Source organism: Methylobacterium sp. W2, assembly GCF_020662345.1.
GTDB lineage: Bacteria > Pseudomonadota > Alphaproteobacteria > Rhizobiales > Beijerinckiaceae > Methylobacterium.
Genome location: NZ_VMOA01000017.1, coordinates 43771 through 69540, shown reverse-complemented (window position 1 = coordinate 69540; position 25770 = coordinate 43771). Strand labels below are relative to the sequence as shown.

Genomic DNA, 25770 nt, shown 5'->3' with positions numbered 1-25770 from the left:
CTCGTTGCTCAGCACCCCTGTGCCCACCGGCGCATGCCGAGACGGGGCGGCGCGGGTCACTCGATCCCGAGCTTCGCCTTCAGCAGCGCGTTGACCGCCGCCGGGTTGGCCTTGCCGCCGGTGGCCTTCATGGTCTGGCCGACGAACCAGCCGAGCAGGGTCGGCTTCTCGCGGGCCTGCTGAACCTTGTCGGGGTTCTTGGCGATGATCTCGTCCACCGCCGCCTCGATGGCGCCGGTATCCGTCACCTGCTTCATGCCGCGCGATTCGACGATCTCGCGCGGGTCGCCACCCTCGGACCAGACAACTTCGAAAAGGTCCTTGGCGATCTTGCCCGAGATCACGCCCTCACCGATGAGATCGACGATGGCGCCGAGCTGGTCTGCGGAGACCGGGCTCGTCTCGATGCTGTGGCCTTCCTTGTTGAGGCGGCCGAACAGCTCGTTGATCACCCAGTTCGCCGCGGCCTTGCCGTCGCGTCCCTTGGCCACCGCCTCGAAATAATCGGCCGAGGCGCGCTCGGCGATGAGCACGCCGGCATCGTAGGGGGAGAGGCCGTAGGATTCGATGAAGCGGGCCTTCTTGGCGTCCGGCAGTTCCGGCAGACCTTCGGCCAGGGCATCGACGTAGGCCTGGTCGAATTCCAGCGGCAGCAGGTCCGGGTCGGGGAAGTAGCGGTAATCGTGCGCCTCTTCCTTCGAGCGCATGGAGCGGGTCTCGCCCTTGCCCGGATCGAACAGGCGGGTCTCCTGGGAGATGGTGCCGCCATCCTCGATGATCGCGATCTGGCGCCGCGCCTCGACCTCGATCGCCTGCCCGATGAAGCGGATCGAGTTGACGTTCTTGATCTCGCAGCGGGTGCCGAGCGGGTCGCCGGGCTTCCTCACCGAGACGTTGACGTCGGCGCGCAAGCTTCCCTTCTCCATGTCGCCGTCGCAGGTGCCGAGATAGCGCAGGATGGTCCGCAGCTTGGTGACATAGGCACGCGCCTCCTCCGACGAGCGCAGGTCGGGGCGCGAGACGATCTCCATCAGGGCGACGCCCGAACGGTTGAGATCGACGAAGCTCTGGGTCGGGTTCTGGTCGTGCAGGGACTTGCCGGCATCCTGCTCCAGGTGCAGGCGCTCGATGCCCACCGTGATGGTTTCGCCCTCGGGCAGGTCCACCAGAACCTCGCCCTCACCGACGATGGGGTCCTTGAACTGGCTGATCTGGTAGCCCTGCGGCAGGTCCGGGTAGAAGTAGTTCTTCCGGTCGAACACCGAGCGGTGGTTGATCTGCGCCTTCAGCCCGAGGCCGGTGCGGACGGCCTGGGCCACGCATTCCTCATTGATGACGGGGAGCATGCCGGGCATCGCCGCGTCCACCAGGGAGACGTGGTCGTTGGGCTCGCCCCCGAATTCCGTCGAGGCACCGGAGAACAGCTTCGAGCGGCTCGTGACCTGGGCATGGATCTCCATGCCGATCACGACCTCCCAGTCGTGCAGGCCGCCCTTGATGAGTTTCTTGGGGTTCACGGCAGCGGTCATGATGGCCCGGATTCAGTGTTGCGCGGCGCGAAGGCGCACCGGAAAGGTGGAAGGACCGGCCGGCGCGGTCAAGCGCGCAGGCGATAGAGCTGGTGGGCCATGAAGCCGAGGGTGCCCCACAGGAAGCCCGCCATCCAGCGGATGGGGAAGAAGGTCGGCCCGTCGTGGCTCACCGGCGCCGGCCAGGGGATGCCGATGGCCGTGACGGCCCAGGACACCAGCACCGAGATCGCGAAAGCCATCAGCGAGACCAGGATGACTTTCACGAACTGGTCCGACTTCCAGCCCATGACCAGGGCGATGGCGATCAGGACGGGATCGAACGCGGCCCAGATCCAGACGTCGAACGGATAGACCGGAACGGTCATGACCGCGCTTTCATGCCCACCACGCGGTGGGCAGCCTGGTCCGTCCGGCCGCCGTCTCGATCACCTGGGCGGCGGCGAACAGCGTCTCCTCGTCGAAGGGACGGCCGATGAGCTGGAGGCCCAGAGGCAGCCCCTGCGCGTCGAGGCCGGCCGGCACCGAGATGCCGGGCAGGCCCGCCATGTTCACCGTGATGGTGAACACGTCCTGGAGGTACATCTCGACAGGGTCGCCCGAGCCCTTCTCGCCGATGCCGAAGGCCGCCGACGGGGTGGCGGGGGTGAGGATCGCGTCGATGCCGGAGGCATAGGCCTCCTCGAAGTCGCGCTTGATCAGGGTACGGATCTTCTGGGCCCGGACGTAATAGGCGTCGTAATAGCCGGCCGAGAGCACGTAGGTGCCGATCATGATCCGGCGCTTTACCTCGCGGCCGAAGCCGGCGGCGCGGGTGTTCTCGTACATCCCGGCGATGTCCTTGCCGGGCACGCGCAGGCCGTAGCGCACGCCGTCGTAGCGGGCGAGATTCGAGGAGGCCTCGGCCGGGGCGACGATGTAATAGGCCGGCAGCGCGTAGCGCGTATGCGGCAGCGAGATCTCGCGGATCGTGGCGCCGGCATCCTTCAGCATCGCCGCGCCCTTGTCCCAGAGCGCCTGGATCTCGGCGGACATGCCCTCGACCCGGTATTCCTTCGGGATGCCGATGGTGAGGCCCTTCACGCCCCGCGCCACGGCCGCCTCGAAATCCGGCACGGCCAAGTCGGCACAGGTGGTGTCGCGGGCATCCGCCCCGGACATGGAGCCGAGCAGGATCGCGCAGTCGCGCACCGTCCGGGCGATCGGGCCGGCCTGGTCGAGGGACGAGGCATAGGCCACCGTGCCCCAGCGCGAGCAGCGCCCGTAGGTCGGCTTGATGCCCACCGTGCCGGTGAAGGCGGCGGGCTGGCGGATCGAGCCGCCGGTATCGGTGGCGGTGGCGCCGAGACACAGATGCGCGGCCACCGCAGCGGCCGAACCGCCGGAGGAGCCGCCCGGCACCAGCTTGGTATCCGAGCCGGCACGGCGCCAGGGCGAGACCACGTCGCCATAGGCGGAGGTCTCGTTGGAAGAGCCCATGGCGAACTCGTCGAGGTTGAGCTTGCCCAGCATCACCGCGCCGTCGCGCCACAGATTGTGGGTCACGGCCGATTCGTAATGCGGCTGGAAGCCCTCGAGGATCTTCGAGCCGGCGGTGGTGATCACACCGTGGGTGCAGAACAGATCCTTGACGCCGAGCGGCAGGCCTTCGAGGGGGCGGGCCTCGCCGGAGGCGATCTTGGCGTCGGAGACCTCCGCCATCTGCAGGGCGCGCTCGGGCGTCTCCAGCAGGTAGGCATTGAGGCCGCGCGCCGCCTCGATCGCCGAGAGATGGGCCTTGGCGAGGTCGGTCGCCGAGAAGTCCTTGGCCTTCAACCCGTCGCGGGCCTCGGCCAGGGTGAGTTCGTTGAGATGGGTCATGCCGCCTGCTGTCCTCAAAGCCCGCCGGACCCCGTCGCCATTCTCAGGCGCCGCGCGGTCCGAGCCGGGCACGCATCACGAAATCGAGGGTGCTACTCGACCACTTTCGGGACGAGGAAGTAATGGTCCTCGGTCTCGGGGGCGTTGAAGACGATGTCGCGGGCATGTCCCCCGTCGGTCACCACGTCGGTGCGCTTCTTCATCGCCATCGGCGTGACCGAGGTCATCGGCTCCACGCCCTCCACATCGACTTCGGAGAGTTGCTCGACGAAGGCGAGGATGGCGTTGAGCTCGCCCTGAAGCGGCGCGACCTCCTCGTCGCTCACCGCGATACGCGCCAGATGCGCGATGCGCCTCACTGTGGTTGCGTCGACCGACATGCTGCCTTCGGACCTCGGGACCTGCGCCGGAACGCGCGTCAGAGGCCGGGCTATAGCACCGGGCTTCGCGGCCCCGCAACGCCGGGGCAGGCGGAAGCGTCGTCTCAGACGATGGCGTTGCCGGGATGAGAGGGGGCTTCGACCACGATCCCCTTATCCTGACGGAGCGTTTCCGACTGCCGGAAACCGAGGACCAGGATCTCGAGCGCCAAAGCCAGCATGAGCTTGTGCCGGAACGGCATCTCGCGCGCGGTGTCGACGTTCCAGGCGTGGCCGTCTTTGCCGGCCGATCGTAGCGCGCCGAAAATCGGGGAAAGGCGGCCGAGCCGATTCATGCAGTCTCCGTATCGTTAGCAAATCCTTAACGAGCTTATGGCGCATTCGCTCCCCGCGCGGCTATTCCCCTTCGGACGTAGGATCGGGGCGCGTTGGGGATAGACATCATGTGGCAGACGGTGTTCGCCGAATTCACCGCCGGGCCGAAGGCCGTTCCGGCCGATCTCGACCGCGCGGAGACGGAGCTGGGGTTCCCGCTGCCGGAGAGCTACCGCGGCTTCTGCCTCGACTGCGGAATCGGCCTCGCTTGCGGCTCCCTCCGCATCGCGGTCCCGAGCCCCACCGAGAGCACGGACCTCGTCACCCGTTCGGAACTGATCGCGCACAGCATCGCCTCGGTGCTGGAGACGCGGGAGGGGCATCGCTTCGAGGTGGAGGGCGACGATCCGAGCGTGGTCGAACGTGCCTGTTTCTTCGGCGAGACCGAGGCGGGCGAGTTCCTGTTCTGGGACGTGGTCGTCGGCACGGACGAGGCCGAGCGCCGGGAATACGAGATCTGGGTGATGGGTGCCGATCTCGAATCGGTGAGGTTCGGGGGCGCCGACCTCCCCGATCTCCTGCGCCGGCTTCAGGGTCCCGCCGTGCGCGGCATTCTCGGCATGGGCACCGAGCCCCTGCCCTCCAGCTTCCTGGGTCAGGTCTCGTGACGGAAGATGAGGTCCGGGCGTTCGTCGCGGCGTCCGCAAGCGGCCGGCGCCTCATCGGGATCGATCTCGGCACCAAGACGATCGGCCTCGCCCTGTCGGATGTGGGCCGGCAGATCGCCTCGCCCCTCGAGACCATCCGCCGGGTGAAGTTCACCCCCGACGTCGCGCGCCTGCGCCTCCTGTGCGAGACGCATCAGGTCGGCGGCCTCGTCATGGGCCTGCCTCTCAACATGGACGGCAGCGAAGGGCCGCGTGTCCAGGCCACGCGCTCCTTCGTGCGCAACATGAAGCCCCTGCTCGACCTGCCGGTGCTCTTTTGCGACGAGCGCCTATCCACGGCGGCGGTGACGCGGGCCCTGATTGCGGCGGACGCCTCGCGGGCCAAGCGCGGCGAGGTCGTCGACATGCTGGCGGCCGCCTATATCCTCCAGGGATGCCTCGATCAGATCCGGGGGTTGCTGGGGGACGAGGAGCGCGAGGCGCGCGACGCGTATTGAGGGGAGCGGCGCGTCACGCCGCTGCCGGCGGCTCGTCGTCGCCGGGCTCGACCGGCGAATTGAGGATGTCCTCCAACTCGTCCACCAGCATGTCGATCTGGTCCTGGCTCGCCAGCACCTTGAGGGTCTGGCCGCTCTCGGTGGCGAGAGCCAGTTCGATCCCCGCGCCGGAGCGCGTGGCGAGGATGCGGGCGAGTGTGTGCGTGGCGCTCATGCGGGTCTCCCGTTCGAGGTTCAAGACAGGGTCGGATCGGCGGCCAGAAGGGCCACGGCCACCGCCGGGCCGCAGGTGGAGGCCCAATCGGCGCCTTCCTCCGCGAGCGAGGGCGCGATGAGGTCGGTGAGCGCCACCGCCGAACGCCCCAGGCGCCGGGCCAGCCGCTCGGCCAGGAACCGCCCTGCCCCGCAGACGACGAGGGGCGCATCGGCCGCGAGGTCGGGGCGCGAGAGCAGGATCGCCGCCGCGTCGTGGAGGGGCCGCAACTGGCACTCGGCGAAATGCGCCGCGAGGGCGCGCCAATCGGCCGAAGTTCCCTCCGCATGGTCGCGGCCGATCATCCGGGCGAGGCGGATCTCGGTCTCGGGGATCGATTTGCCCTTCATGTCGGCGCTGTGCTGTTGGTCGGCCCCCTCGGGCAGGTCGCCGGTGAGACGGTAGACGTCGGCCGTGGTGGCGAAGGTCTCGGCCATCAGGCCGGTGCGCCGGCCCTTGAACGGTGCCGATGCGGTGAAGGCGAGGACGGGCGTGCGCACCACGCCGGAATAGACCAGTTCGCCCGTCTCCAGGCGCTCGGCATCGCTGTAGCCGGTGGCGGCGGGGCGGCCGTCCACGATGGGGATCAGGTCGGCGGTGGTGGAGCCGATATCCACGAGGAGCGCGTTCGCCGCGTGGCGGCCGACCAGGGCCGCCGTGGCGTGCCAGTTGGCCGAGGCCACGTCGAGGGCGGCGCCCGTCGCCTCGCCGGGTGAGAGAAGCCCGGCCCGGCCGCCATAGATTCTGACTGAACCGGCAAGATTCGCGCTTGCCCAGGCGGAGAGCTGCGCTACGCCGTCGGTGCGGTCCGAGAAGCAGTCAGTGAGTTCACCGGTCATCGTGACGACGTGGTCGGCCTCTCCGCGCGCCCAGTCGGGCAGCTGCGAAAACGTCTCGTCGAGGGCAGGCAGGCCGCGCCAGAGGCGGCAGGGCGCCTGCACCACCGCCTCGACACGGTCGCCGCGAACCAGGGCCGCCTTGACATGGACCCCCCCGAGATCCCAGCCGATCACCGGGTTGTGCGTGGATGCGGCAGGCGTCACGGGCAGATCCGTACAGGGAGGAACGGGATGAAGGACGGGTTTCGGATCGTTCCGGTGATCGACCTGCGCCACGGAGAGGTGGTGCGGGCGAGGGCCGGGGATCGCGCCTCCTATGCCCCGATCGTGACGCCCTTGGCAAAGGGATCGTCGCCCGGGGACGTTGCGCAGGGGCTCGTGGCCGCGATCGCGGCGCGCATCCTCTATGTCGCCGATCTCGATGCGATCATCGACGGCAGGCCCCCCGATCTCGGCAGTCTCACGCAGGTCGCTCGCGCCTGTCCGGGCGTCCAGCTCTGGGTCGATGCGGGATTCTCGGGCGGCCCCGGCGTCGATGCATTCCTGGCGGAGGGTTTGGGCCGCCCGGTGATCGGCAGCGAGAGCCAGCACGATGCCGCCCTGGTGCGGGCGTTGGGAGACCGCGCGGTCTTCTCCCTCGACAGCCGGGGCGCGGAGCGGATGGGACCGGCGGAACTCCATGACGAGCCGGCGCACTGGCCCTCCGAGGTCATCGTGATGACCCTGAGCCGGGTCGGTGCCGGGACCGGGCCGGACCTCGACCGCCTGTCCGAGATCCGAGAGATCAGCCCCGCGACGCGGCTCTACGCGGCGGGTGGGGTGCGCGGACCGGCGGATGTCGCCGCCCTGGAGCGGATCGGCGTCACGGGCGCTTTGGTGGCGTCCGCGATCCACGACGGGACCTTACGGACGTAGCGGGCCGGAGACACAAAAAAACGAGGCGGCCGGAGCCGCCTCGTTTCATGTTTCATCGTCCGAGGAAGATGGAAGCCAGTCGCTGGAGCAGGCCCCGCGGTGCGGGCGGAGGCGCGCTCTGCCCAGGACTGTCCCCGATCTAAGCGTTCGACGCGAAGGGGTGCGAAGCGGAGTTGCGCTGCTCGGTGGCCTGAGCGGCGGTGGGCTCGCCCTTGACGGCGCGCTGGATCGACAGCTTCACGGCGTCGTAGTTGTACTTCTGGATCTTGGCGTCGTCGGCCGCTTCCCAGTGGATGAACACGCCGACCAGGATGAACAGGTCGTCGGCTTCGTCAGCGGGGATGATGCCTTCGGCAACGGCGTCCTGCACGGCCTTGGCAACGCCGTACTGGGCGGGGCCGAACATCTGGACGGCCTGACGGGCGTCGTTGATGGTGACCTTATTGAACATCAGGGTGTTCGGCTTGCAGGGCAGGTTCGGCGCGATGACCGCGAGCAGGCTGGTGAAGCCGTGCTTGTTGTTCACGAGGCCGTTGCAGAAAGCCGTCTCGGCCGGCGAACCGCGCGGTCCGATGATGAGATCGATGTGGGCGACCTCGTTGCCATCGCCGACGAGAGCCTCGCCGACCAGAACTTTGTTGATCTTCGCCATGTGGGGTTTCTCCCAGGAGTCTTGAAAAAGCATGACCGCCCCGTAGTTTGGCGCGGCCGAAAGCCATCCTTGTTCACGGCGTCCAGCCCCAATGGGACCGGACCGGTTTGCCCGGATCGCGGCGCGGACCCTACTCTGGGGGCTCAACCGGAACAACCCTGCAGGGGGGGCGGATTCGAGCAAAATCTTTGCCGAACGGGGGGTTGAACATGTCGCGGCGCAGATTATGGCGCGCCTCGCACCGGCCGGGCCGCCGGATTCATGGGCTTTACGCTCCGCCCGCCAGTAATCGGTCGACGAAGAGGGTGGCCACCGTCATATCCGCGCTGGTGCCCGGATTGAGGTTCCGGTCCTTCCACGCGCGGTCCCGCGCCAGGAGTTCGGCCACGGGGCGGGTGGCGAGATCGAGGGCGAGAAGCTCCGCCGCCTCGGTGCGCAGGGCGTTGGCGCTGTCCGCCCCGTGCTTGCGCGCCACATGGCTGTCGGGAACGGCCGCGAGGTAGCCGAGGAACACCGCCGTCGTGCTCCAGGGGGGCGTGAGGCCCTTGCCGCGTGCCGCCGCAAGGGCGGGCAGGCCGATGCCGAAGATGTCGGCAAAACCGGTGACGTAGGCGCGGGCGATCCGGTCGCGCGGGGCCGCTTCCGCCATGGCCGCGACGAGGCTGGCCGGCGCTTCCGCTCCGGTCACGTCGTGGCGTTCGGCCCGTCCGAGGCCGCCGGGATTGGCGGCGCGAATCGCTGCGAAGACGTCGGCCGCATCGGTGGCGTCGAGGGTATCGAGAACGTGGCTCAGCCCCGTGCGCAGAGGGCCGCCGCGTTCGGCGGCCAGCGCCAGGGGCGCGCAGAGGAGGAGAATGCCGAGATTGGTGTTCTGGCCCACCGCGTGGAGCGTCGCCTCCATAGCGGTACGCACGCGCCGGCCGACCCGCGCGCCGGGTTCCGCCAGATGGGGGGCGGAGATCTCGGCGCTCGTGACGAAATCCGCTACCGCCATGCGGTGGCCGTCGCCGAAGACATGGACGTTGCCGGGTTTCAGGGCATCGAGTTCGGCAAGGCAGCATGCCCGGTAGGCCACGGCGATCGCCTCCGGCGAAAGCCCGCTCATCCCAGTGCCGCCAGGAGCCGAGGGGGCCTTGCCGCCCGCACGGCGTTGAGGAAGCCCCGGGCCACGGCCGCCGCGACGTCGACCTCGGTGACCTGCTGCAGGCCCGACCAGGCCGGCATGGAATTGACTTCGAGGACAAGGTAGCCGCCCTCCCCGTCCTCCACGAGGTCGATGCCGGTGTAATCGACGCCGATGGCGGCCGCCGCACGCTCGGCGAGTTCGGCGGCCTGCGCCGGCATCGCCCAGGGCAGGGGCCGGCCCCCGCGATGGACGTTGGTGATCCAGCCGTCACCCTCGCGGATCATGGCGGCTATGGCCCGACCCTCGCAGACGAAGACGCGGTAATCGCGCCAGAGGCCGTCGTTCCGCGCGATGTAGCGCTGGAGATAGTAGACCCGCGACACGGCGTCCTCGCCGGGCAGGTCTTCCGGCTGCGTGATGAGCTGCAAGCCCTCGCCCTGCGAGCCGAAGAGCGGCTTGAGCACCAGCGGCCGGCCCGGTCCCGCCTCGCGGGCGACGCAGGCGGCGGCGGCCTCGCGGCTGGAGAAGACGAAGGTGTCGGGGGTGGGCAGGCCGGCCCTGGCGACGAGGAGGCTCGTCATGGCCTTGTCCACCGAGCGCTCGATGGCGCCGGGCGAGTTCCACACCGTGACCCCGGAGGCCACGAGGGCGTGGAGCACGCCGAGCCGCATGGTGGTGGCCTCGAAGGTGCCCCCGGCGATGGTGCGCAGGAGGACGCCATCGGGCAGGCCGTCCGCGAAGCCCGGTACCCGGAGCGGCTCGCCCGCGCCGGTGACCACCGCCACGTCGGCGAGCGAGAACAGCACCGGCTCGGCGCCGAGATGTTCCAGGGCGGCCTTCAGACGTGCCTTGTGCCAATTGCCGTTATCGGCCGCGAGCCCGATGCGCATGTTGTTCGCAACCTCGACGTCGATCCCTCTCCCCCTTGCGGGAGAGGGTGGCCCGCGAAGCGGGTCGGGAGAGGGGAGCGCCGGTTCCGGACAGGGCTTCCCCTCTCCCGGTCGCTCCGCGACCACCCTCCCCCGCAGAGGGGGGAGGGTTGCGTGATGGGCCTCAGCTGAACGACGCTTCCACCAGTTCCGGCATCAACCGGCCACCGCGAAAACTCTTGCCGGTGGTCACCGAGGTGACAATGACCTCGGCCGGGCTGAAGAGCGCACCGTCGATCTTGTAGAAATCGCCGTTCACCCGGCCGAAGATGTCGGCGAAGGGGGAGCCGTGATCGGCGGAGGTGGTGGAGGGCAGCTGCTCGGCGAGCTGCTTGGCATCCGCCTCGTCGGCCTCGACGAAGAGCTGCACCCGGCCGCCATAGATGATGGCGTCGTTGGTGCGGCCCATGGCCTGGATGAAGTCGGGATGCTGCGGCGAGAGCGGGGCCGAGCCGATGCCGTCCACGATCTTGTGCAGGTCGAAGCCCACGGTGTGGGCCTTGTGCAGGGCGACTTCCAGCACGCGGGCGACGACCTGGGTCGAGCCGGCCAGCGACTGTGTCGGCGCGTAGATGAAGGTCAGCGCGTCTGCCGACAGGCCGCAGGCCTCGGCGACCTTGGCGATGACGGAGGCAGGCGGTCCGCCCGCGGCTTCGAGCACCAGGGCGGTCCGGCTGGCAGAATCGCGGTAGCCGAGCTCGGTGTAGAGGTCTTCCACCACCGAGATGGCGCGGCCGGGGCCGGAACCGAGGGCGAAGAAGCCGGAATCGCCGGTCTCGTCGGCCAGCGACCAGCCGGCATACTGGCTGCCGAGGCAGGCGAGCACCGGGTCGGCGGAATGCACCACCACGGAATAGGGCCAGGCCGCGATCGGCCCGGTGGGGACGATCGACACGGTGCCGAGGCCGCCGAGGCAGATCTCGGCGATGCGCCGTCCGGCCTCGATGGAGCCGCGCACGGTGGCGCCGGCATCGACCATGCGCGCGCCGTTCTCCGTGGTGACGGCAAGGCGCAGGGCCTCGGCATCGGCCACCAGCTTCTCCACGAGGGGATTGCCGAGGGCGTTCAGGCTCGGCGTGGTCCGGAGCGTGGCGGGGGGATGGGTGGTCATCGGGCTTCCTCCGTCGTGGCGAGCAGGGTCCGCAGGGTGGCGGCCCGGACGCGCAATAGGTCTCGGGTGGCGGCCGAGTCCGGGCCTGCGGCGAACACGGTGCAGAGGGGAGCATCGCGTGGCACGCAGGTGCCGGATTGTGGGCGGTCGCGAACGAAATCCGGCCAGTCGAGGGGCGGCATCGGCGCGTAGCCGGCTGCCGCGTAACAGATTTCCGTGGCCGCCGCATCCACTGGTGCGGGTTCGATTCGCGGCAAAACGCCGAGGCTCGCGTCGATATGCGCGGCCAGGAGCGGCGTGTCGCGGCGGTCGAGGACGTCGAGGGTGGCCCCCGGGCGCGGGTTGATTTCAGTGAGCCACCATCCCTCGCCCGAGACGAGGAGATCGGCGCTGGCGAGCCCGACGAGCCCGGTTTCCGCGACGAGCCCGGCGATGGCGGCCTTCACCTGGGAGAAGGTCGCGGCCGACAGGATCGGCGCCTCGTGGGCCGCGCGTTCCAGCGCCCCGGCATAGCGGAAGGGGCGTAAGGGAGACGGCGCGCTCCACTGCTCGGTCACTCCGAGGATTACCGCCCCGCGCCCATCGGCGAGAAAAGCGACCGCGCCGGCCCTGCCGTCGACCCGCCCCTGAAAATAGGCGCCCGGCGGTGCCCTCCCCGCGCCGGCGGGACGGATATGGCTGCCGCCGGACCCGCCGGAGCGCTTGAGGAGCCAGTCCGACCGATCCGTCACGGCCTCCCGCGTCACCGCCGGATGCGGGATCGCGAGGCGGGCGCAGAGGGCGGCGAAGGCGAGCGGATCCTTCAGTACCCGGACCGATTCCGCCGTGGCGCCGAGGAGCCGATGGCGCCGGCCGATCCTCGCCATCAGGTCGGGCGCATTCTCGAAGCCGCTGCCGAGCACGATGCCGATCGGTGGCCTGTCCGCCATGGCGGCCAGGGCATCGAGCCCCGCGAGCACGCCCTCCCCCGCCAGCCCGTCGCCGAAGCGGCCCTCGGCGGGGCGATAGCCTTCGGCGAGGGCGAGGGTGTCGGCATCGCCGAAGAGGTCGAGGACGTAGGGGCGCAGGCCTGCCCGGCGCGCGGCCTGCGCCAGGGCGCGCCCGGACTGGGCGGCGATGAGGATCGCGTCGCCCCGGGGCGAAAGCCGTTCGGATGATGCTGCCATCGCGGCGATCGCTTCGGATCACTCCTACGCTGCTCCCACCATCCTGCCTCATCCTGAGGTGACGAGCGAAGCGAAGGCCTCGAAGGAGGGTTCCAGTTCCCTCGGCGGGGGCTGGAGGCCTCCTTCGAGGCCCGCTTTCGCGGGCACCTCAGGATGAGATCATGGGCGGGATCGAGCGGGCTCGTGAGCGCCCGTCAGCCGGCCACCTCGACGGCGACCTTGTAGGCGTCGCGGAAGTCGAGGCAGAGGGGCTCACTGGCGGCGAGGATCTGGCGGAACAGGCGGGACTGGGTCTGGTACTTGACGTTGCCGACCGCCAGCGCGCCGATGCCGATGCCCTTGCCGGTGGGCAGGGCCACGTCCTTGGCGTTGACGTCGATCCCGGCGATGCCGGCGGGCGGCACCGCGTTCACGTCGGAGGCGACGAGGAGCTTCGGGGCGGATTCGAGATCCGTCGCCGACAGGATCGGGACGCCGGCCGGGCCGGCCGAGAGGATCACGTCGGCCTCGGCGATGGCGGCGCGGCGCGCGTCGGCGGTGGAGCCGTCGACGGCACCGACATCGATGCCGAAGCGCCATTTCATCGTGAAGGCGATCTTCGAGACGCGCTCCTCGCCGTCATGCCCGACGAGGACGGACTTGGCGCCTTCCAACGCGCCGATCACCGCCGCCACGTAGGCGACGACGCCGGCCCCGCCGAAGATGACGATGCGCTTGCCCTTCAGGTCGGTGCCGAACTTGGCCTTCAGGGCGCGGGTCACTTCGGCGACCATGGCGGCACCGGTGGTGAAGGAGCCGGCCGGGTCGGCGACGATGTGGTTGGCAAACGGCGGCACCAGGGCTTTCTTCGCCCGGTCCATCATGTCGAGGGCGTCCTCGGCGTTCTTGCCGCCGATGAAGATGGTCGTGCGGGTGCCATCCTGCGGGGAGCGGGAGAAGATCGAATCCTGCACCAGGGAGGTCACGTCCGGCAGGGTCACGTCGGTATAGGTCGCGATCGTCTCGAAACCCGCGTCCACTGCCATGTTCACGTCGAACGGGCTCATGTGCTTGAGCGGCGTCAGCATATGCAGAATCGAGCGGGCCATCGTGTCTCTCCCTCCGCAAGTGTCCGGCACCATCGCGGCGCCGCCTCTCGCATGTGTATTGTCGGAACCGGACGGGCCGGCTGCGTCAAGCGTCGCTGATGCGCTTGGTGTCTTAAAGTGGCGTGACCGAGGCGCCCGTATTGCGACCGCGCGCGATCACGAAACGCAAGGGGCCGGGCCGGTCGAGGGACGCCACGAGGGCGCGTGCCTCCGCCTCGGACGGCACCAGGGCGAAGCCCGTCGGCCCCCACGAACTCTGGCCGTAGCCGGTGATCCCCTGGGCGGCGATGGCGGCGAGCGCCTCGGCCACGGCGGGGCTGGCGTAGCGCCCACCCTGGTGAGGTGCGAAGTGATCGCCGATGAGACGCTGGATGGTGGTGATGCCGGCGCCGAAACCGTCCGGTTCGGCGGTGGCCACCGCCGGCAGAACCTGCATCAGTACGATCCGGCAGATCGCGGCCGCCTGCTCCTCGGGAAAGCGCGGCAGATCGCGAAACGCCTCGACCTCGCGGGTGCCATGCACGCCGGTCATGCTCTCGTCGAGAATCAGCACGATCCGCCACGCCTCCGGATAGGCGAGGCGGGCGATTAGCGGCGGCGGGCCGTTGCTGGCGTCGCGGCCGCCATCCACGATGAGGCCGCCCTGGGTGAAGGCGGCCAGGCCCACGCCCGAGCGGTTGCCGCGATCGAGGGCGTCGGCGAAGGCGTCGGGCGAGAAGGGGCGGCCGTCGAGGGCGGCGAGCGCCGCCGCCACGCTGAGGGCGAGCTGCGTGCCCGAGCCGAATCCGGCATGGGCCGGGATCGCCTCGTCCACCCGGATGGAGGCCGCTCCCCGAAGGCCGAGATGGCGTGACGCGGCCTCGGCATAGCTGCGGGCGCGGGCCGCTTCCGGCCCGACCACGTCGAGGGCGGGGGCTGCCCATGCGGTGAGGTCGATGGAGGGGGCGTCGACGGCGAGCCCGATGCTGCCGAAGCGCCGGCCGAGCCCCCCGTGCAGATCGAGGAAGCCGAAGTGAAGCCGCGCCGGCGCGTGCACCCGCACCGCACGGGCCTGTCCCGCCGTCTCGGCCGGCCGTTGATCCGGGATCTGGTCCACGTCGACCCCTTTCATCGCAATACGCCTTCATCCCTGCGCCGCGCGGGCCACGCGCCCGTCCGCCCCCGGTGAGGCCTGACCGGAATGGCGACGGCATGACGCTCGCCGGCGCGGGCTTCTCCCACGGAGGGCGGATCGGTCGCAAGCGTCGCCATACCATCAATCGTCGGGCTTCCGCAGGGCGGGGCTCCGGCGTACGCCGGGGAGGCACGGCAGAAGGGAGGCGGCGGCGGTCGTTGGGGGGTTGCTTGCGGCGCCTCCGCAATGCAAACGTGCCGGCCCACTAGGAATGGACTGGCGCAGTCCCGCCGTGTGCGACGCTGAACACAGCGCGTGCCGGGCCCTCGTTCTCCAAGGTGTAGGCATGGCTGCCTGGGTAAAGGGTGGTGCGGCGGACGTGAGCGCAGCGGTGGAGGCCGCAGCCACGCTCCTCGCCGCAGCGAAGACTCCGATCGTCACGGGATTGAGTGCGGATACGAGCGCGGTGCGGGCGGCCTATCATCTGGCCGGACTCATCGGTGCCTCCGTCGATCCCGTCGGCGGTGACGGCCTCTATGCGGAGCTCGGCCCCCTCAGCCAGTTCGGCAATCTCAACACCACGCCGGCCGAGGCGATCGGCCGGGCCGACGCGGTCCTGATCGTCGGCCTGCGCCCGTGGGACCGGCCGATCGTGCAGGAGATCGCCGCCTCGGCGCCGGTGCGCGGCCGCGCCGCCGGTTCCGAACGCACGCTGCTCTCCCTCGGCGGTCCCGGCGACGGCGCCACCCGGCATGTCTCCTATCCGGCCGCCGCCGGCGGTCTCGCCGTCTCGGTGGCGCATCTGCGCGCCTACGTGAAGGGCAACCTCTCCGGTGAAGCGGCCTATGCCGATCTCGGCCGGCGCCTGACGACGGCCCAGTACGGCGTCGTCCTCTACGATGCCGCCGAACTCGGCGATCTCGGTGTCGAGATGCTGCAGGGGCTGGTGCGCGATCTCAATGATCTGACACGCTTCTTCGCGCTCTCCGTCTCGGACGGGTTCCAGGGCCGCGCCGTGACCCAGCTTGCGTCCTGGACCACTGGGCAGCCCCCTCGGGTGGGCTTTGGCCGCGACCTGCCCGAACACGATCCCTGGCGTTTCGACAGCGCCCGGCAGGTGGCGGCCGGTGAAGTCGATGCCGCCCTGTGGCTCGCCTCCCTCCCCGCCCCGCGCCCGGACTGGCTCGGCAGCCTGCCCACCATCGCCATCGTCGGCGAAGGCAGTGCCGACGCCACGGGGGACGTCGCCGAGATCGTCATCGCGGTGGGCGTACCCGGCGAGACGGCCGGCGGCGCCCTGTGGAACGAGCGTCGCGCGGCGATCACCTACGCGCCTCCCGCCGGCCCGCCGGCCGACCTGACGGCGGCCGCCGTACTCGCCGCCATCCAGAATCGCCTCACGCAGAAGAAGGGCGCCTCATGCTGATCCTGATCCAGGGCGGCCGGGTCGTCGATCCCACCGCCGGCCGCGACGGCGTCGGCGATGTCTGGATCGAGGACGGCCATGTCGTCGCCGCCTCCGAACGCAAGCCCGACCGGACCATCGACGCGTCCGGCTGCATCGTGATGGCGGGCGGCGTCGAGGTGCATTCGCACATCGCCGGCGGCAACGTGGTGATGAGCCGCTTGCTCCTGCCCGACCTCTACGTCAGCGAGGCGGCGCCCGAGGGCCATCCCTTCGCCCATGCCGGCGGCTCGGCCGCGTGGATCGGCGCGAACTATGCGCGGATGGGCTACACCATCGCCGTCGAGCCGGCGATGCCGCCGACCAATGCGCTGGCGACCCAGCTCGAACTCGCCGACATCCCCCTCCTCGACCGCGGTGCGCTCACCGTGATGGGCAATGACGACCAACTCCTCGACTTGCTGCGCCAGCGCGAGGGCAAGGCGGCGGTGCGGGACCTCGTTGCCCTCTCGGTGGCGACCTCGCGCGGTCTCGGCGTCAAGTGCATCAACGCGGGCGGCGCCTCGGCCTTCAAGGATGGGATGCTGAATCTCAGCCTCGACGAGGAGATCCCGGTCTACGGTCTCTCCACCCGCAAGATCATGAACGCCCTCCTCGACGCGGTGGAGGAGATCGGCGTGCCGCATCCGCTGCACGTCCATGCCAACAACCTCGGCATTCCTGGCGCCGACGATTCCTTCGTGGCGACGATGGAGGCGGCGGAAGGCCGGCGCATCCACTTCGCCCATGCGCAGTTCTATGCCTACGGCGCGGTCGATCCGGCCAATCCCGGCACCGGTGGTTTCCGTTCGGCGGCCGAGCGCATCACGGAGGCGATGGAGAAACACCCCAACGCCACCTTCGACGTGGGTCAGGTCGCCTTCGGACAGACGGTGACGATCTCGCTCGACGTCATCCGCCAGTTCGCCGGCCGCAAGGGCGCGAACCCGAAGAAGTGGATCATCACGGCGGGCGACGCGGAAGGCGGCGGCATCGTGCCGTTCCTCTACAAGCCGCGCGGCCCCGTCAGCTCCCTGCAATGGGCGATCGGCCTCGAGCTGATGCTGCTCTCGGGCGACCCCGAGCGCACCATCCTCACCACCGACCACCCCAATGGCGGTCCCTTCACTGAATATCCGCGGATCATCCATCTGCTGATGGACAAGGAGGAGCGCGACCGCGAGATCGCTGGCCTGCACAAGGTCATCGCCGAGCGCTCCGGCCTGTGCGGCATCGAGCGGGAATATACCTTCTCCGAGATCGCTCAGCTGACCCGTTCCGGCCCGGCCAAGCTCCTCGGCCTCGCCGATCGCGGCCATTTGCGCGAGGGCGCTCGCGCCGACGTCGCGATCTACCGCGACGACAAGAACCGGACCGCAATGTTCGCCCGCGCCAGGCTGGTGCTCAAGGACGGCCACGTCATCGTCGAGGACGGCGAGATCGTCGATTGGCGCGCCGGCCATACCCTGGAACTGACGGTGGAATCCGACAAGGCGATGGAGACGCGCACCGACGCCTATCTCGACGCCCGCTTCGGTGCCGGCCTCGACAGCTTCACCGTGCCGGACGAAGCCTTCCCCGTGAGCGATGTGTTCGAGGACGTGGCATGTCGAGCTTGAGAATGATGCCGGGCCTGATGACGACGCCTCGCGTGGGTACGGTGACCGAGCATGACTGACCTCACCCTCAACGGTATCCCGGTGATCGACACCTTCGCCGAGGCGTTCGACGTCGCCGGCACGGCGCTGATCATCACCAACGACACCGCCAAATGGGCGATGATCGCCGCCGTGACCATGACCGGGTTCGCCACCTCGGTGATCGGCTGCGGCGCCGAGGCCGGCATCGATTGCGAGCTCTCCCCCGAGGAGACTCCGGACGGCCGCCCCGGCGTGCGGGTGCTGCTGTTCGGCTTCGAGCCGAACGGCCTCAAGGACCAGCTTCTGAAGCGCGTCGGCCAGTGCATCCTCACCTGCCCCGGCACGGCCTGCTATGCGGGCGTCGACGGGCCGCACAAGATCAAGCTCGGTGGCGCGATCCGCTATTTCGGTGACGGGTTCGCGGTGGCCAAGCGCCTGACCGATCCCGTCTCCGGCAAGGCGCGGCGCTATTGGCGCGTGCCGGTGATGGACGGCGAGTTCCTGTGCGAGGATTTCGTCCGCGCGGTGGACGGCGCGGTGGGCGGCGGCAACCTGCTGTTCCTCGGCCGCAATCATGCCGAGACCCTCAAGGTCGCCGAGATCGCGGTGGATGCCGCCCGCTCGGTGGCGGATGTGATCCTGCCCTTCCCCGGCGGCATCGTCCGTTCCGGCTCGAAGGTCGGCGCGCGCACCAAGGGCATGATGGCCTCCACCAACGACGCTTATTGCCCGACCCTCAAGGGCCGGGCCGGCTCGGAACTCGCGGCCGAGGTCGGCGTGGTGCTCGAGATCGTCATCGACGGGCTCACCTCGCGCTCGGTGGCCGAATCCATGCGCGCGGCGCTCCACGCCTCCACCGAAGCCGGTGCCGCGCACGGGCTCGTGGCGGTGACGGCGGGCAATTACGGCGGCAATCTCGGCCGCCACCATTATCACCTGAAGGACCTGCTCTCGAAGGAGCCGGCGAGCGAGGCTGGAGCGGCATGAGCACCCTCACCCTGCGCCAGGAGCCGCCGGAGCGGCTCGATTTCCTCCACGTGAATCCGCTTTCCCTGAGCGGCCTCTCCGAGGCCGAAGCGGCCAGGCTTCCCATCGGCACCAGCCGACGCGGCCTGACGTTGGGCGACATCTTCGCCATCAGCCTCGACGGCTCCGACAGCCTGACCATCGAAGGCGGCTCGTCCCGCTTCGACAGTGTCGGTGCCTCGCTCAGCGGCGGCTCGATCCGCGTCGTCGGCGATGTCGGTCAGCGCCTCGGCGCCGGCATGGCGTCGGGATCGGTGACGGTTACGGGATCGGCCGGGCCTTATGCCGGATCCGGTGCCAAGGGCGGGACGATCACCATCGAGGGTGATGCCGGCGATCATGCCGGCGGCGCGGTTTACGCCGCCAAGGCCGGGCTCGACGGCGCCACGCTGGTGATCCGCGGATCGGCCGGCGATTACCTCGGCGACCGTATGCGGCGCGGGTTGATCCTGGTCGGCGCTGCCGGCGCCCATGCCGGATCGCGGATGATCGCGGGCACGATCGCGGCCCTCTCGGTGGGCGACCATCCCGGCTACGGCATGCGGCGCGGGACGATCCTCGCCGGCGGACACGGAGCCCTGAGCCCGAGCTTCGTCGAGACGGGAACGCACGATCTCGTGTTCCTGCGTCTGCTCGCCCGGTCCCTGCGGGCCCTCAGCCCCGCCCATGCCGACCTCGCCGCCGGTGCGCTCACGCGCTATTCCGGCGATCTCGCCACCCTCGGCAAGGGTGAACTCTGGGTCACGGCCGGGCGATAGAGCCTATCGGTCCCTCCCCGGCGGCGCATCGCGCCGTCGGCGCGGCGATCAGCGAAGCCTTCAGGGTCATGGCTTCGATCGAGGATGCCCGCCGGGCATCGGCGGAAGACCTGCCGCCTCCAGCGATGAAAGCCCGTCGCCATCGGCTCCACGGGCGCTCCCGCCGACCGTGCGGTCACCGTCACGACGAGGAAGCTCGCAATCGCCCATGGCAGAGCGGCCGTCCTGCGATGATGCGCTGCTCGCCGAATGGCTCGGGTTCGTCTTGAGCAAGCGGCCGGGTCACCAGAATTGAGTCAGCCGCGACGGGGCCGGCGAATGCCGCAGCGGGCTGAATCCCGGCTTTGGATACGCGACCACGGGATCACGGGGCGCACTTAACGTCCTGTTGCCTGCATTTGATTGCCTGACCGTGACGATGGGCCGACGCCTTCCCATCGCCCTTCATGCGGGCAATCTTCGCATCGCGAGCCAGGACAAAAAGTTGTTCCTAACTCGCATGATGCAGAATTGTTCCGCTTAATGAATGCTTGCGGGAAGTGGAAACTGGTCGTCACGGTGGCGTGATCTGGATCACCATCGAGGTGGGTTGGGACGGCGCCGGAAGTGCGCCAGAGCACGTCACTGGCCTCTCATTCCTCACCTGCGCCTAACCTTTACCCTTCGTTGACGGCTAGCGCTGTATTCGGTGGATGTTGTTGCAGGAATGCGACAGACCTCACGCCCGTCCGAGCCTACAAGCACCTAGGCTTAATGCCCATCAGGACCAGACACACAATGAAAAGACTGCTTCTCGCTACGACCGTTCTCGCCGGCCTGACCGCTGTCGCTTCGGCCGCCGACCTTCCCCGTCGCGCCGCTCCGCCGGTCTTCGTTCCGGTCCCGGTCTTCACGTGGACGGGCTTCTACGCCGGTATCAACGCCGGTTACGCTTTCGACACCGGCAAGGAAGGCCCGAACTCCTTCGCCGTGCCGAGCCGCTTCACCGCTGCTGGTACCCCGCAGATCGCCACCTTCAGCAAGGATAGCCAGGACGGCTTCTCCGGCGGCGCGCAGATCGGCTACAACTACCAGTTCACCCCGGGTTCGGGTGTGGTTGTCGGTATCGAAGCCGATGCCCAGTACCTCGATTTCGGCGCCAAGCGTCGTGACTCGGGTGTCGTCGCCGCTCCGGGCTTCGCCATCAACGACCCGCGCGGTCTCTCCAGCCTCGACTTCTTCGGCACCGTCCGCGGTCGCCTCGGCTACGCCTTCGACCGCACCCTCGTGTACGGCACCGGTGGTTTCGCCTACGGCGCTGGCAGCACCGAGCGTAGCTTCGGCGGCTTCAAGGGCAACGACGACTTCCGCACCGGTTACGCTGTCGGCGGTGGTATCGAATACGCTCTCCCCACCGAGTCGTTCTTCAACTTCTTCCGCGCTTCCGCTGTGACGCTGAAGGTCGAAGGCCTGTACGTGAACCTCGATCGCGGCACCCGCAACCAGGGCGCCTTCATCATCGACACCACCGACAACTCGGTTGTGCGCTCGATCAGCACCGGTCGTCGCGACGACGAGTTCGCCGTCGTCCGCGCCGGCCTGAACTACAAGTTCGGCACCTACTAGGATCATCCATGATCGCCGCGCGGTCCTCATCGAGGATCGCGCGGCATCAGGATCGTGAACGTGAAATACCCGGCCTCACGGCCGGGTTTTTCACGTTTGGGATGATCCACTTTGACAGGAGCATCCGCTGAGACATCCGATCAAGCCGGTTCTCAGCGGAAGGTGATCCGGAACTTGTCGCACGATGTGCCGCGTCTGCGGCTCCTGAGCAGACGCGGCGCTACTTTTCGCCTCGCGTTCCGTTGGCGCGCATCCCTCCGGGAAGGGGGCTAGGCTCGGATCGTCCGAACTCGCGCCCCGCCCCCGTGCTTAGATGTCGAGTGTCGCCTCGTCGGCGAAGGCGGCACGCTCGGAGATGAAGGCGAAGCGAGCTTCCGGTTTGTTGCCCATCAGGCGCTCCACGGCATCGCCGGTGGAATCCCGTGCCTCGTCGAGGACCGCGACGCGCAGGAGCGTGCGCTTCTTCGGATCCATCGTGGTCTCCTTCAACTGCGCCGGCATCATCTCGCCGAGGCCCTTGAAGCGGCTGATCTCCACCTTGCCGCCCTTGAAGACGGTCTTGATCACCCGCTCCTTGTCGGCGTCGTCACGGGCATAGACCGTCTTGGCGCCGTGGGTGAGCCGATAGAGCGGCGGGATCGCGAGGTAGAGATGGCCCTTGTCGATGAGCTTGGGCATCTGCCGGTAGAAGAAGGTGATCAGCAGCGAGGCGATATGCGCGCCGTCGACATCCGCGTCGGTCATGATGATGACCTTCTCATAGCGAAGGTCCTCGCCCCTGTAGCCGTTGCCGGTGCCGCAGCCGAGCGCCTGGGTCAGGTCGGAGATGAGCTGGTTGGCGCCCATCTTGTCGCGGCTGGCCGAGGCCACGTTGAGGATCTTACCACGCAGGGGCAGGATTGCCTGGCTGGCACGGTCGCGCGCCTGCTTGGCCGAACCGCCGGCGGAATCGCCCTCGACGATGAAGATCTCCGAGCCGGCCGTACCCGCCTTCGAGCAATCGGCGAGCTTGCCCGGCAGGCGCAGCTTGCGGGTGGCGGATTTGCGCGCGACCTCTTTCTCCTGGCGCCGGCGCAGGCGCTCCTCGGCCCGGTCGATCACCCAATCGAGGAGCTTGTTGGCCTGAGCCGGGGAGGCGGCGAGCCAGTGGTCGAACGCATCACGGATCGCCGTCTCGACGATGCGCGAGGCCTCCACCGTGGCGAGCTTGTCCTTGGTCTGGCCCTGAAACTCGGGCTCGCGGATGAAGACCGAGAGCATCGAGGCGCAGGTCGCCATCACGTCGTCGGTAGTGACCGAGGTCATCCGCTTGGCCTGGCCGACGCGCTCGGCATGCTCGCGCAGGGCCCGCAGCAGGGCGACGCGCAGGCCGCTCTCGTGGGTGCCGCCCTCGGCGGTGGGAATCGTGTTGCAGTAGGAGTGCGAGACTCCGTCTTCCACCACCATCCAGGCGACGGCCCATTCGAGGGAGCCGTGGCCGCCGGGCTTCGTCACCTTGCCGGCGAAGACCGCATCGGTGACGAGCTCCTTGCCGTCGAGGTCGCGGGCGAGATAGTCGCGCAGGCCGCCGGGGAAGCGGTGCACGGTTTCGGCCGGCACGTCGGCGATGCCTTCCAGCAGCGCGGGCGCGCAGCGCCAGCGGATCTCGACGCCGCCGAACAGGTAGGCCTTGGAGCGCGCCATCTTGAACAGCCGGCGCGGATCGAATTTCAGCGCCCCGAAGATCTGCGCATCGGGGTGAAAGCGCACCCGCGTGCCGCGCCGGTTCTGCACCCGGCCCACCGTCTCCAGGGGCCCCTGGACATGGCCCCGCGAAAAGGTTTGGCGATAGAGAACCTGGCTGCGGGCCACCTCGACTTCGAGGATGTCGGACAGGGCGTTGACCACGGAGATGCCGACACCGTGCAGGCCGCCCGAGGTCTCGTAGACCTTCGAGTCGAACTTGCCGCCCGCATGCAGCGTGGTCATGATCACTTCGAGGGCGGATTTGCCGGGAAATTTCGGGTGCGGGTCCACCGGGATGCCGCGGCCGTTGTCGGTGATGACGAGGTGGCCGGTCTCTTCCAGTTCCACCTCGATGTAGCTGGCATGGCCCGCCACCGCCTCGTCCATGGAATTGTCGATCACCTCGGCGAAGAGGTGATGCAGGGCCCGCTCGTCGGTGCCGCCGATATACATGCCCGGCCGGCGCCGAACCGGCTCCAGGCCTTCCAGCACCTCGATCGACGACGCGTCGTAGCCGGCCTCCGCTGCATCGACTGGCGCCCTGTCGAGAGGAGCACGCGCGGCCGAAGCGGCCTTCGCGCCGCGCACGGGCGCCTGACCACCCGCGAACAGGTCGCTCGGCCGGCCGCCGGCGGGGGCCGGGACGGCCTGACGTGAGGTCTCGCGCTGAGTCATGGTCCAACCATACAGGAACGAAACGGAAACGTGAAGCGATGCCGCCCTCGCCGGCGGCCGCTCTCCCAGTGTTCCTGCGCAGCTTGCGCCGATTCCGTTAAGGCTGTGTCGCCGGGGTACCGGAGGAGATGCCGCCTTCGTTACGCTCCGCCCTCCTTTTCGGACGGGCGGAGTGTGGCGGAACCCGATCCGGGGCTCGGCGAAGGAAGTCGCGACACATCCGCCTCTCCTGTGCCATCTCACAAGAGCCGCTGACGCGGCCCTTTCCGTGCGGGTTCCCGGATCGCCTTTCGCTTCACTTCAAGGCGTCCGGGAAAGGGGCGGCGGAATGGGTGGCAGCGCTCGTCGGTTCCTCCTGTTGCCGTTCAGCCCCCTTCCCAGGACGCCCGGAGCGGGAACGAAGGGTGATCCGGGGGCCAGCCGGAGGAGTCGCGAAGCGTCCGCGAAACGGTGGTGAAGTCAGCTCCCGACCCGGCCGCCCCCGCGCTTGGTGATCGCGACGATGGCGGGGCGGGGCGGCATTCCGTCGATGAAATCCGGCCAGCGGGTGGAGGGCGCCTCGAAGGTGGCGGGCAGGGCCTTCGGATCCTCCTCGTCGGCCTCGCCGGGGTGCTGCACGGCGACGAAGAAGGTGGTGTCGTCAGGGGTGAAATAGGGGCCGCACATCTCGGCGCCGTTCGGCACCCTGAAGAAGTGCTTGCCCGTGCCCCGTCCCTGTCCGTCCGTCTCCATCGCCCAGATGCCGTCGTTGCGCCCCGTCTTCGACGGCGAGTTCCCGTCCGTGGCGACCCAGAGCCGGCCCTGCCCGTCCACCGAGCAATTGTCCGGCATGCCGAACCAGCCGTCCTTCGTCGTCGCCGAGGAGAAGGTGGCGCCGACCGCCGCGATGGAGGGATCTCCGCATTTGACGAGGATCTCCCAGGCGAAGCCCGAGGCCGCGTGGTCGCCGTCGTCCGGGGTCAGTTCGACGATATGCCCGAAGCGGTTGTCGGGCCGCGGGTTGGCGGCGTTCTCATCGCCGGGTTTGCGCTTCCCGTTGTTGGTGAGCATCACGTAGACCTTGCCGGTCTTCGGGTTGGCCTCGACATCCTCCGGACGGTCCATCTTGGTGGCTCCGAGGAGGTCGCCGGCACGCCGGGCCTCGACGAGCACGTCGGCCTGGGACGCGAACCCGTATTCGGGGGTCAGCTTTCCCTGCCCGAACACCAGGGGCATCCAGGCACCGCGCCCGTCGGCATCGAATCGGGCGACGTGCAGCGTGCCGGAATCGAGGATGTCGCGGTTGGCCCGCCGGTCCGCGAGGTTCACCGCCGCCTTGGTGACGAATTTGTACACGTAGTCGAAGCGCTCGTCGTCGCCCTGGTAGACGACGTAAGCTCCTCCCTTCGCAACGATGCCGGCGGCGCCCTCGTGTTTGAATCGGCCCATGGCCGTGCGCTTCGTCGGGACGGAGGCGGGATCGAACGGGTCGATCTCCACCACCCAGCCGAAGCGGTTGGGCTCGTTCGGTTCCTTGGCGAGGTCGAACCGCTCGTGGAAGCGGCCCCAGGCATAGGCGTTGCCGGGCAGGCCGAGACGCTTGTGGTTGGTCGCCTCGGTCGACCCCTCGGCGAGGGCGCCGGAGAAGTAGTAGTTGATGTTCTCCTCGCAGGTGAGCCACGTCCCCCAGGGCGTGGTGCCACCGGCGCAATTGTTGATCATGCCCTTCACCGCACGGCCGGACGGGTCGTCGGTGGTCTTCAGCCGGTCGGAGCCGGCCGCCGGGCCGGAGAGGGCCATCGGCGTCTCGACGGTGATGCGGCGGGCATATCGCGAATCCGGCACCACGGCCCATTTGCCGTCCGTGCGCTTCACCTCGATCACCGAGCCGCCATGGGCAGCCATCTCGATATCGACGAGGTCGCGGTTCATGCCCTTGAAGGCGACAGTCTTGATGTCCTGGCGGCCGAGGCCGGGGAACATCAGCTCTTCGTTGGTGTATTCGTGGTTGACCACGAGAAGGCCGTGCGCGGCCGGGTCGGCGGCGCCGGGCATCGGGAAAAAACCGACGAAGTCGTTGTTGTAGCCGAATTGCCGGGCCTGCGCCGCGGCACTCTGGTTCAGCGGATCGAACGCCGGCGCGCCGGGCAGGACCGGATCGCCCCAGCGGATCAGGATGTCGGCATCGTGCCCCTCGGCCACGTGATGGTGCACGTCTGATCCCGCCTCGATCTCCGTGAATGGGAACGGCGTCGCCTGTCCCTGCGCTGGCGCGGCCGGGCCGGCGGCGAGCGCGCGGGGCGTCACCACCGCCGCGATGGCGCCAACCCCGAGGAGGCCGCGCAACAGGTCGCGCCGGTCGAACCGGGCGGCGACCACATCGCCGAAGGTGGCGTTTCGGCTCGGATTCGAGCCGGCATCCTCGCCGTCTTCAGCGGCCTGCGAGCGGGTGCGCAGTGGCTCGGTCATGGTGAAC

The 25770-nt window shown here is 69.0% G+C and carries 24 protein-coding genes; 8 read left to right on the top strand and 16 right to left on the bottom strand.

Annotated elements, in window-relative coordinates:
- Window positions 1-56: 56 nt before the first annotated feature.
- The 5 genes from gatB to FPV16_RS11830 all read right to left on the bottom strand — a co-directional run bounded on the left by gatB (window position 57) and on the right by FPV16_RS11830 (window position 4104).
- Window positions 57-1529, bottom strand: a complete 1473-nt coding sequence (gene gatB, locus FPV16_RS11850) for an Asp-tRNA(Asn)/Glu-tRNA(Gln) amidotransferase subunit GatB (protein ID WP_227438382.1) — start codon at window positions 1527-1529, stop codon at window positions 57-59.
- A 68-nt stretch (window positions 1530-1597) separates the two neighbouring features.
- Window positions 1598-1897, bottom strand: a complete 300-nt coding sequence (locus FPV16_RS11845) for a hypothetical protein (protein WP_027173654.1) — start codon at window positions 1895-1897, stop codon at window positions 1598-1600.
- A 10-nt stretch (window positions 1898-1907) separates the two neighbouring features.
- Window positions 1908-3389, bottom strand: coding sequence for an Asp-tRNA(Asn)/Glu-tRNA(Gln) amidotransferase subunit GatA (gene gatA / locus FPV16_RS11840; protein ID WP_227438381.1), 1482 nt, complete (start codon window positions 3387-3389; stop codon window positions 1908-1910).
- A gap of 92 nt (window positions 3390-3481) precedes the next feature.
- The gene (gatC, locus tag FPV16_RS11835; RefSeq protein WP_018043480.1) at window positions 3482-3769 is read right to left on the bottom strand and encodes an Asp-tRNA(Asn)/Glu-tRNA(Gln) amidotransferase subunit GatC; all 288 of its coding nucleotides are present in this window, start codon (window positions 3767-3769) and stop codon (window positions 3482-3484) included.
- A 104-nt stretch (window positions 3770-3873) separates the two neighbouring features.
- Window positions 3874-4104: a hypothetical protein gene (locus FPV16_RS11830; protein WP_227438380.1), complete on the bottom strand. Its 231-nt coding sequence runs from the start codon at window positions 4102-4104 to the stop codon at window positions 3874-3876.
- Window positions 4105-4212: 108 nt separating this feature from the next.
- Between FPV16_RS11830 and FPV16_RS11825 the strand changes: the two genes are divergently transcribed.
- Both FPV16_RS11825 and ruvX read left to right on the top strand, forming a co-directional pair.
- Entirely contained in the window at window positions 4213-4752 is a 540-nt protein-coding gene (locus tag FPV16_RS11825) for an SMI1/KNR4 family protein (protein ID WP_227438379.1), read from the top strand.
- Entirely contained in the window at window positions 4749-5249 is a 501-nt protein-coding gene (ruvX, locus tag FPV16_RS11820; RefSeq protein ID WP_227438378.1) for a Holliday junction resolvase RuvX, read from the top strand. Before FPV16_RS11825 ends, ruvX begins: the two co-directional genes overlap by 4 nt.
- A gap of 13 nt (window positions 5250-5262) precedes the next feature.
- Here the strand turns inward: ruvX and FPV16_RS11815 are convergent, their stop codons facing one another.
- Window positions 5263-5463, bottom strand: coding sequence for a hypothetical protein (locus FPV16_RS11815; RefSeq protein WP_227438377.1), 201 nt, complete (start codon window positions 5461-5463; stop codon window positions 5263-5265).
- A gap of 20 nt (window positions 5464-5483) precedes the next feature.
- Complete coding sequence (locus FPV16_RS11810; protein WP_227438376.1) at window positions 5484-6545, bottom strand: hydantoinase/oxoprolinase family protein; 1062 nt, start codon at window positions 6543-6545, stop codon at window positions 5484-5486.
- 27 nt (window positions 6546-6572) lie between these two features.
- Here FPV16_RS11810 and FPV16_RS11805 point away from each other — a divergent pair, with 27 nt between their 5' ends.
- A complete protein-coding gene (locus FPV16_RS11805; protein ID WP_227438375.1) occupies window positions 6573-7256 on the top strand; it encodes a HisA/HisF-related TIM barrel protein in 684 nt (227 codons plus the stop codon).
- A gap of 139 nt (window positions 7257-7395) precedes the next feature.
- Here the strand turns inward: FPV16_RS11805 and fae are convergent, their stop codons facing one another.
- From fae to FPV16_RS11770, 7 genes are all read right to left on the bottom strand, one after another.
- Complete coding sequence (gene fae, locus FPV16_RS11800) at window positions 7396-7908, bottom strand: formaldehyde-activating enzyme (RefSeq protein ID WP_027173662.1); 513 nt, start codon at window positions 7906-7908, stop codon at window positions 7396-7398.
- Between the two features lie 268 nt (window positions 7909-8176).
- Window positions 8177-9013 carry a triphosphoribosyl-dephospho-CoA synthase gene (locus FPV16_RS11795; protein ID WP_227438374.1) on the bottom strand — a complete coding sequence of 279 codons (837 nt, stop codon included), beginning with the start codon at window positions 9011-9013 and terminating at the stop codon, window positions 8177-8179.
- Window positions 9010-9924 (bottom strand): ATP-grasp domain-containing protein, encoded by a 915-nt coding sequence (locus tag FPV16_RS11790; RefSeq protein ID WP_227438373.1) that lies wholly within the window; start codon window positions 9922-9924, stop codon window positions 9010-9012. The genes FPV16_RS11795 and FPV16_RS11790 overlap by 4 nt, the downstream gene beginning before the upstream one ends.
- Window positions 9925-10087: 163 nt before the next feature.
- Window positions 10088-11074, bottom strand: coding sequence for a methenyltetrahydromethanopterin cyclohydrolase (mch, locus tag FPV16_RS11785; RefSeq protein WP_227438372.1), 987 nt, complete (start codon window positions 11072-11074; stop codon window positions 10088-10090).
- Window positions 11071-12240 carry an ATP-grasp domain-containing protein gene (locus FPV16_RS11780; RefSeq protein ID WP_227438371.1) on the bottom strand — a complete coding sequence of 390 codons (1170 nt, stop codon included), beginning with the start codon at window positions 12238-12240 and terminating at the stop codon, window positions 11071-11073. The genes mch and FPV16_RS11780 overlap by 4 nt, the downstream gene beginning before the upstream one ends.
- 194 nt (window positions 12241-12434) lie before the next feature.
- Entirely contained in the window at window positions 12435-13328 is an 894-nt protein-coding gene (locus tag FPV16_RS11775; protein WP_227438370.1) for an NAD(P)-dependent methylenetetrahydromethanopterin dehydrogenase, read from the bottom strand.
- A 112-nt stretch (window positions 13329-13440) separates the two neighbouring features.
- Window positions 13441-14424 carry a beta-ribofuranosylaminobenzene 5'-phosphate synthase family protein gene (locus FPV16_RS11770; protein ID WP_413629278.1) on the bottom strand — a complete coding sequence of 328 codons (984 nt, stop codon included), beginning with the start codon at window positions 14422-14424 and terminating at the stop codon, window positions 13441-13443.
- 364 nt (window positions 14425-14788) lie between these two features.
- Here FPV16_RS11770 and FPV16_RS11765 point away from each other — a divergent pair, with 364 nt between their 5' ends.
- The 5 genes from FPV16_RS11765 (at window position 14789) to FPV16_RS11745 (ending at window position 20915) form a co-directional block, all read left to right on the top strand.
- Complete coding sequence (locus tag FPV16_RS11765; RefSeq protein WP_227438368.1) at window positions 14789-15868, top strand: formyltransferase; 1080 nt, start codon at window positions 14789-14791, stop codon at window positions 15866-15868.
- Window positions 15862-17505: a formylmethanofuran dehydrogenase subunit A gene (locus FPV16_RS11760; RefSeq protein ID WP_227438367.1), complete on the top strand. Its 1644-nt coding sequence runs from the start codon at window positions 15862-15864 to the stop codon at window positions 17503-17505. The genes FPV16_RS11765 and FPV16_RS11760 overlap by 7 nt, the downstream gene beginning before the upstream one ends.
- A 51-nt stretch (window positions 17506-17556) precedes the next feature.
- Window positions 17557-18513, top strand: a complete 957-nt coding sequence (gene fhcD / locus FPV16_RS11755) for a formylmethanofuran--tetrahydromethanopterin N-formyltransferase (RefSeq protein ID WP_056256764.1) — start codon at window positions 17557-17559, stop codon at window positions 18511-18513.
- Complete coding sequence (locus FPV16_RS11750; RefSeq protein ID WP_227438366.1) at window positions 18510-19310, top strand: formylmethanofuran dehydrogenase subunit C; 801 nt, start codon at window positions 18510-18512, stop codon at window positions 19308-19310. The genes fhcD and FPV16_RS11750 overlap by 4 nt, the downstream gene beginning before the upstream one ends.
- A gap of 777 nt (window positions 19311-20087) precedes the next feature.
- Window positions 20088-20915, top strand: coding sequence for an outer membrane protein (locus tag FPV16_RS11745; RefSeq protein ID WP_227438365.1), 828 nt, complete (start codon window positions 20088-20090; stop codon window positions 20913-20915).
- 309 nt (window positions 20916-21224) lie between these two features.
- Here FPV16_RS11745 and parE read toward each other — a convergent pair whose 3' ends face one another.
- Together parE and FPV16_RS11735 are read right to left on the bottom strand one after the other, a co-directional pair.
- Entirely contained in the window at window positions 21225-23315 is a 2091-nt protein-coding gene (gene parE / locus FPV16_RS11740; RefSeq protein ID WP_227438364.1) for a DNA topoisomerase IV subunit B, read from the bottom strand.
- Window positions 23316-23774: 459 nt separating this feature from the next.
- On the bottom strand, window positions 23775-25763 hold the full coding sequence (locus tag FPV16_RS11735; protein WP_227438363.1) for a PhoX family protein: 1989 nt from the start codon (window positions 25761-25763) through the stop codon (window positions 23775-23777).
- Window positions 25764-25770 lie beyond the last annotated feature (7 nt).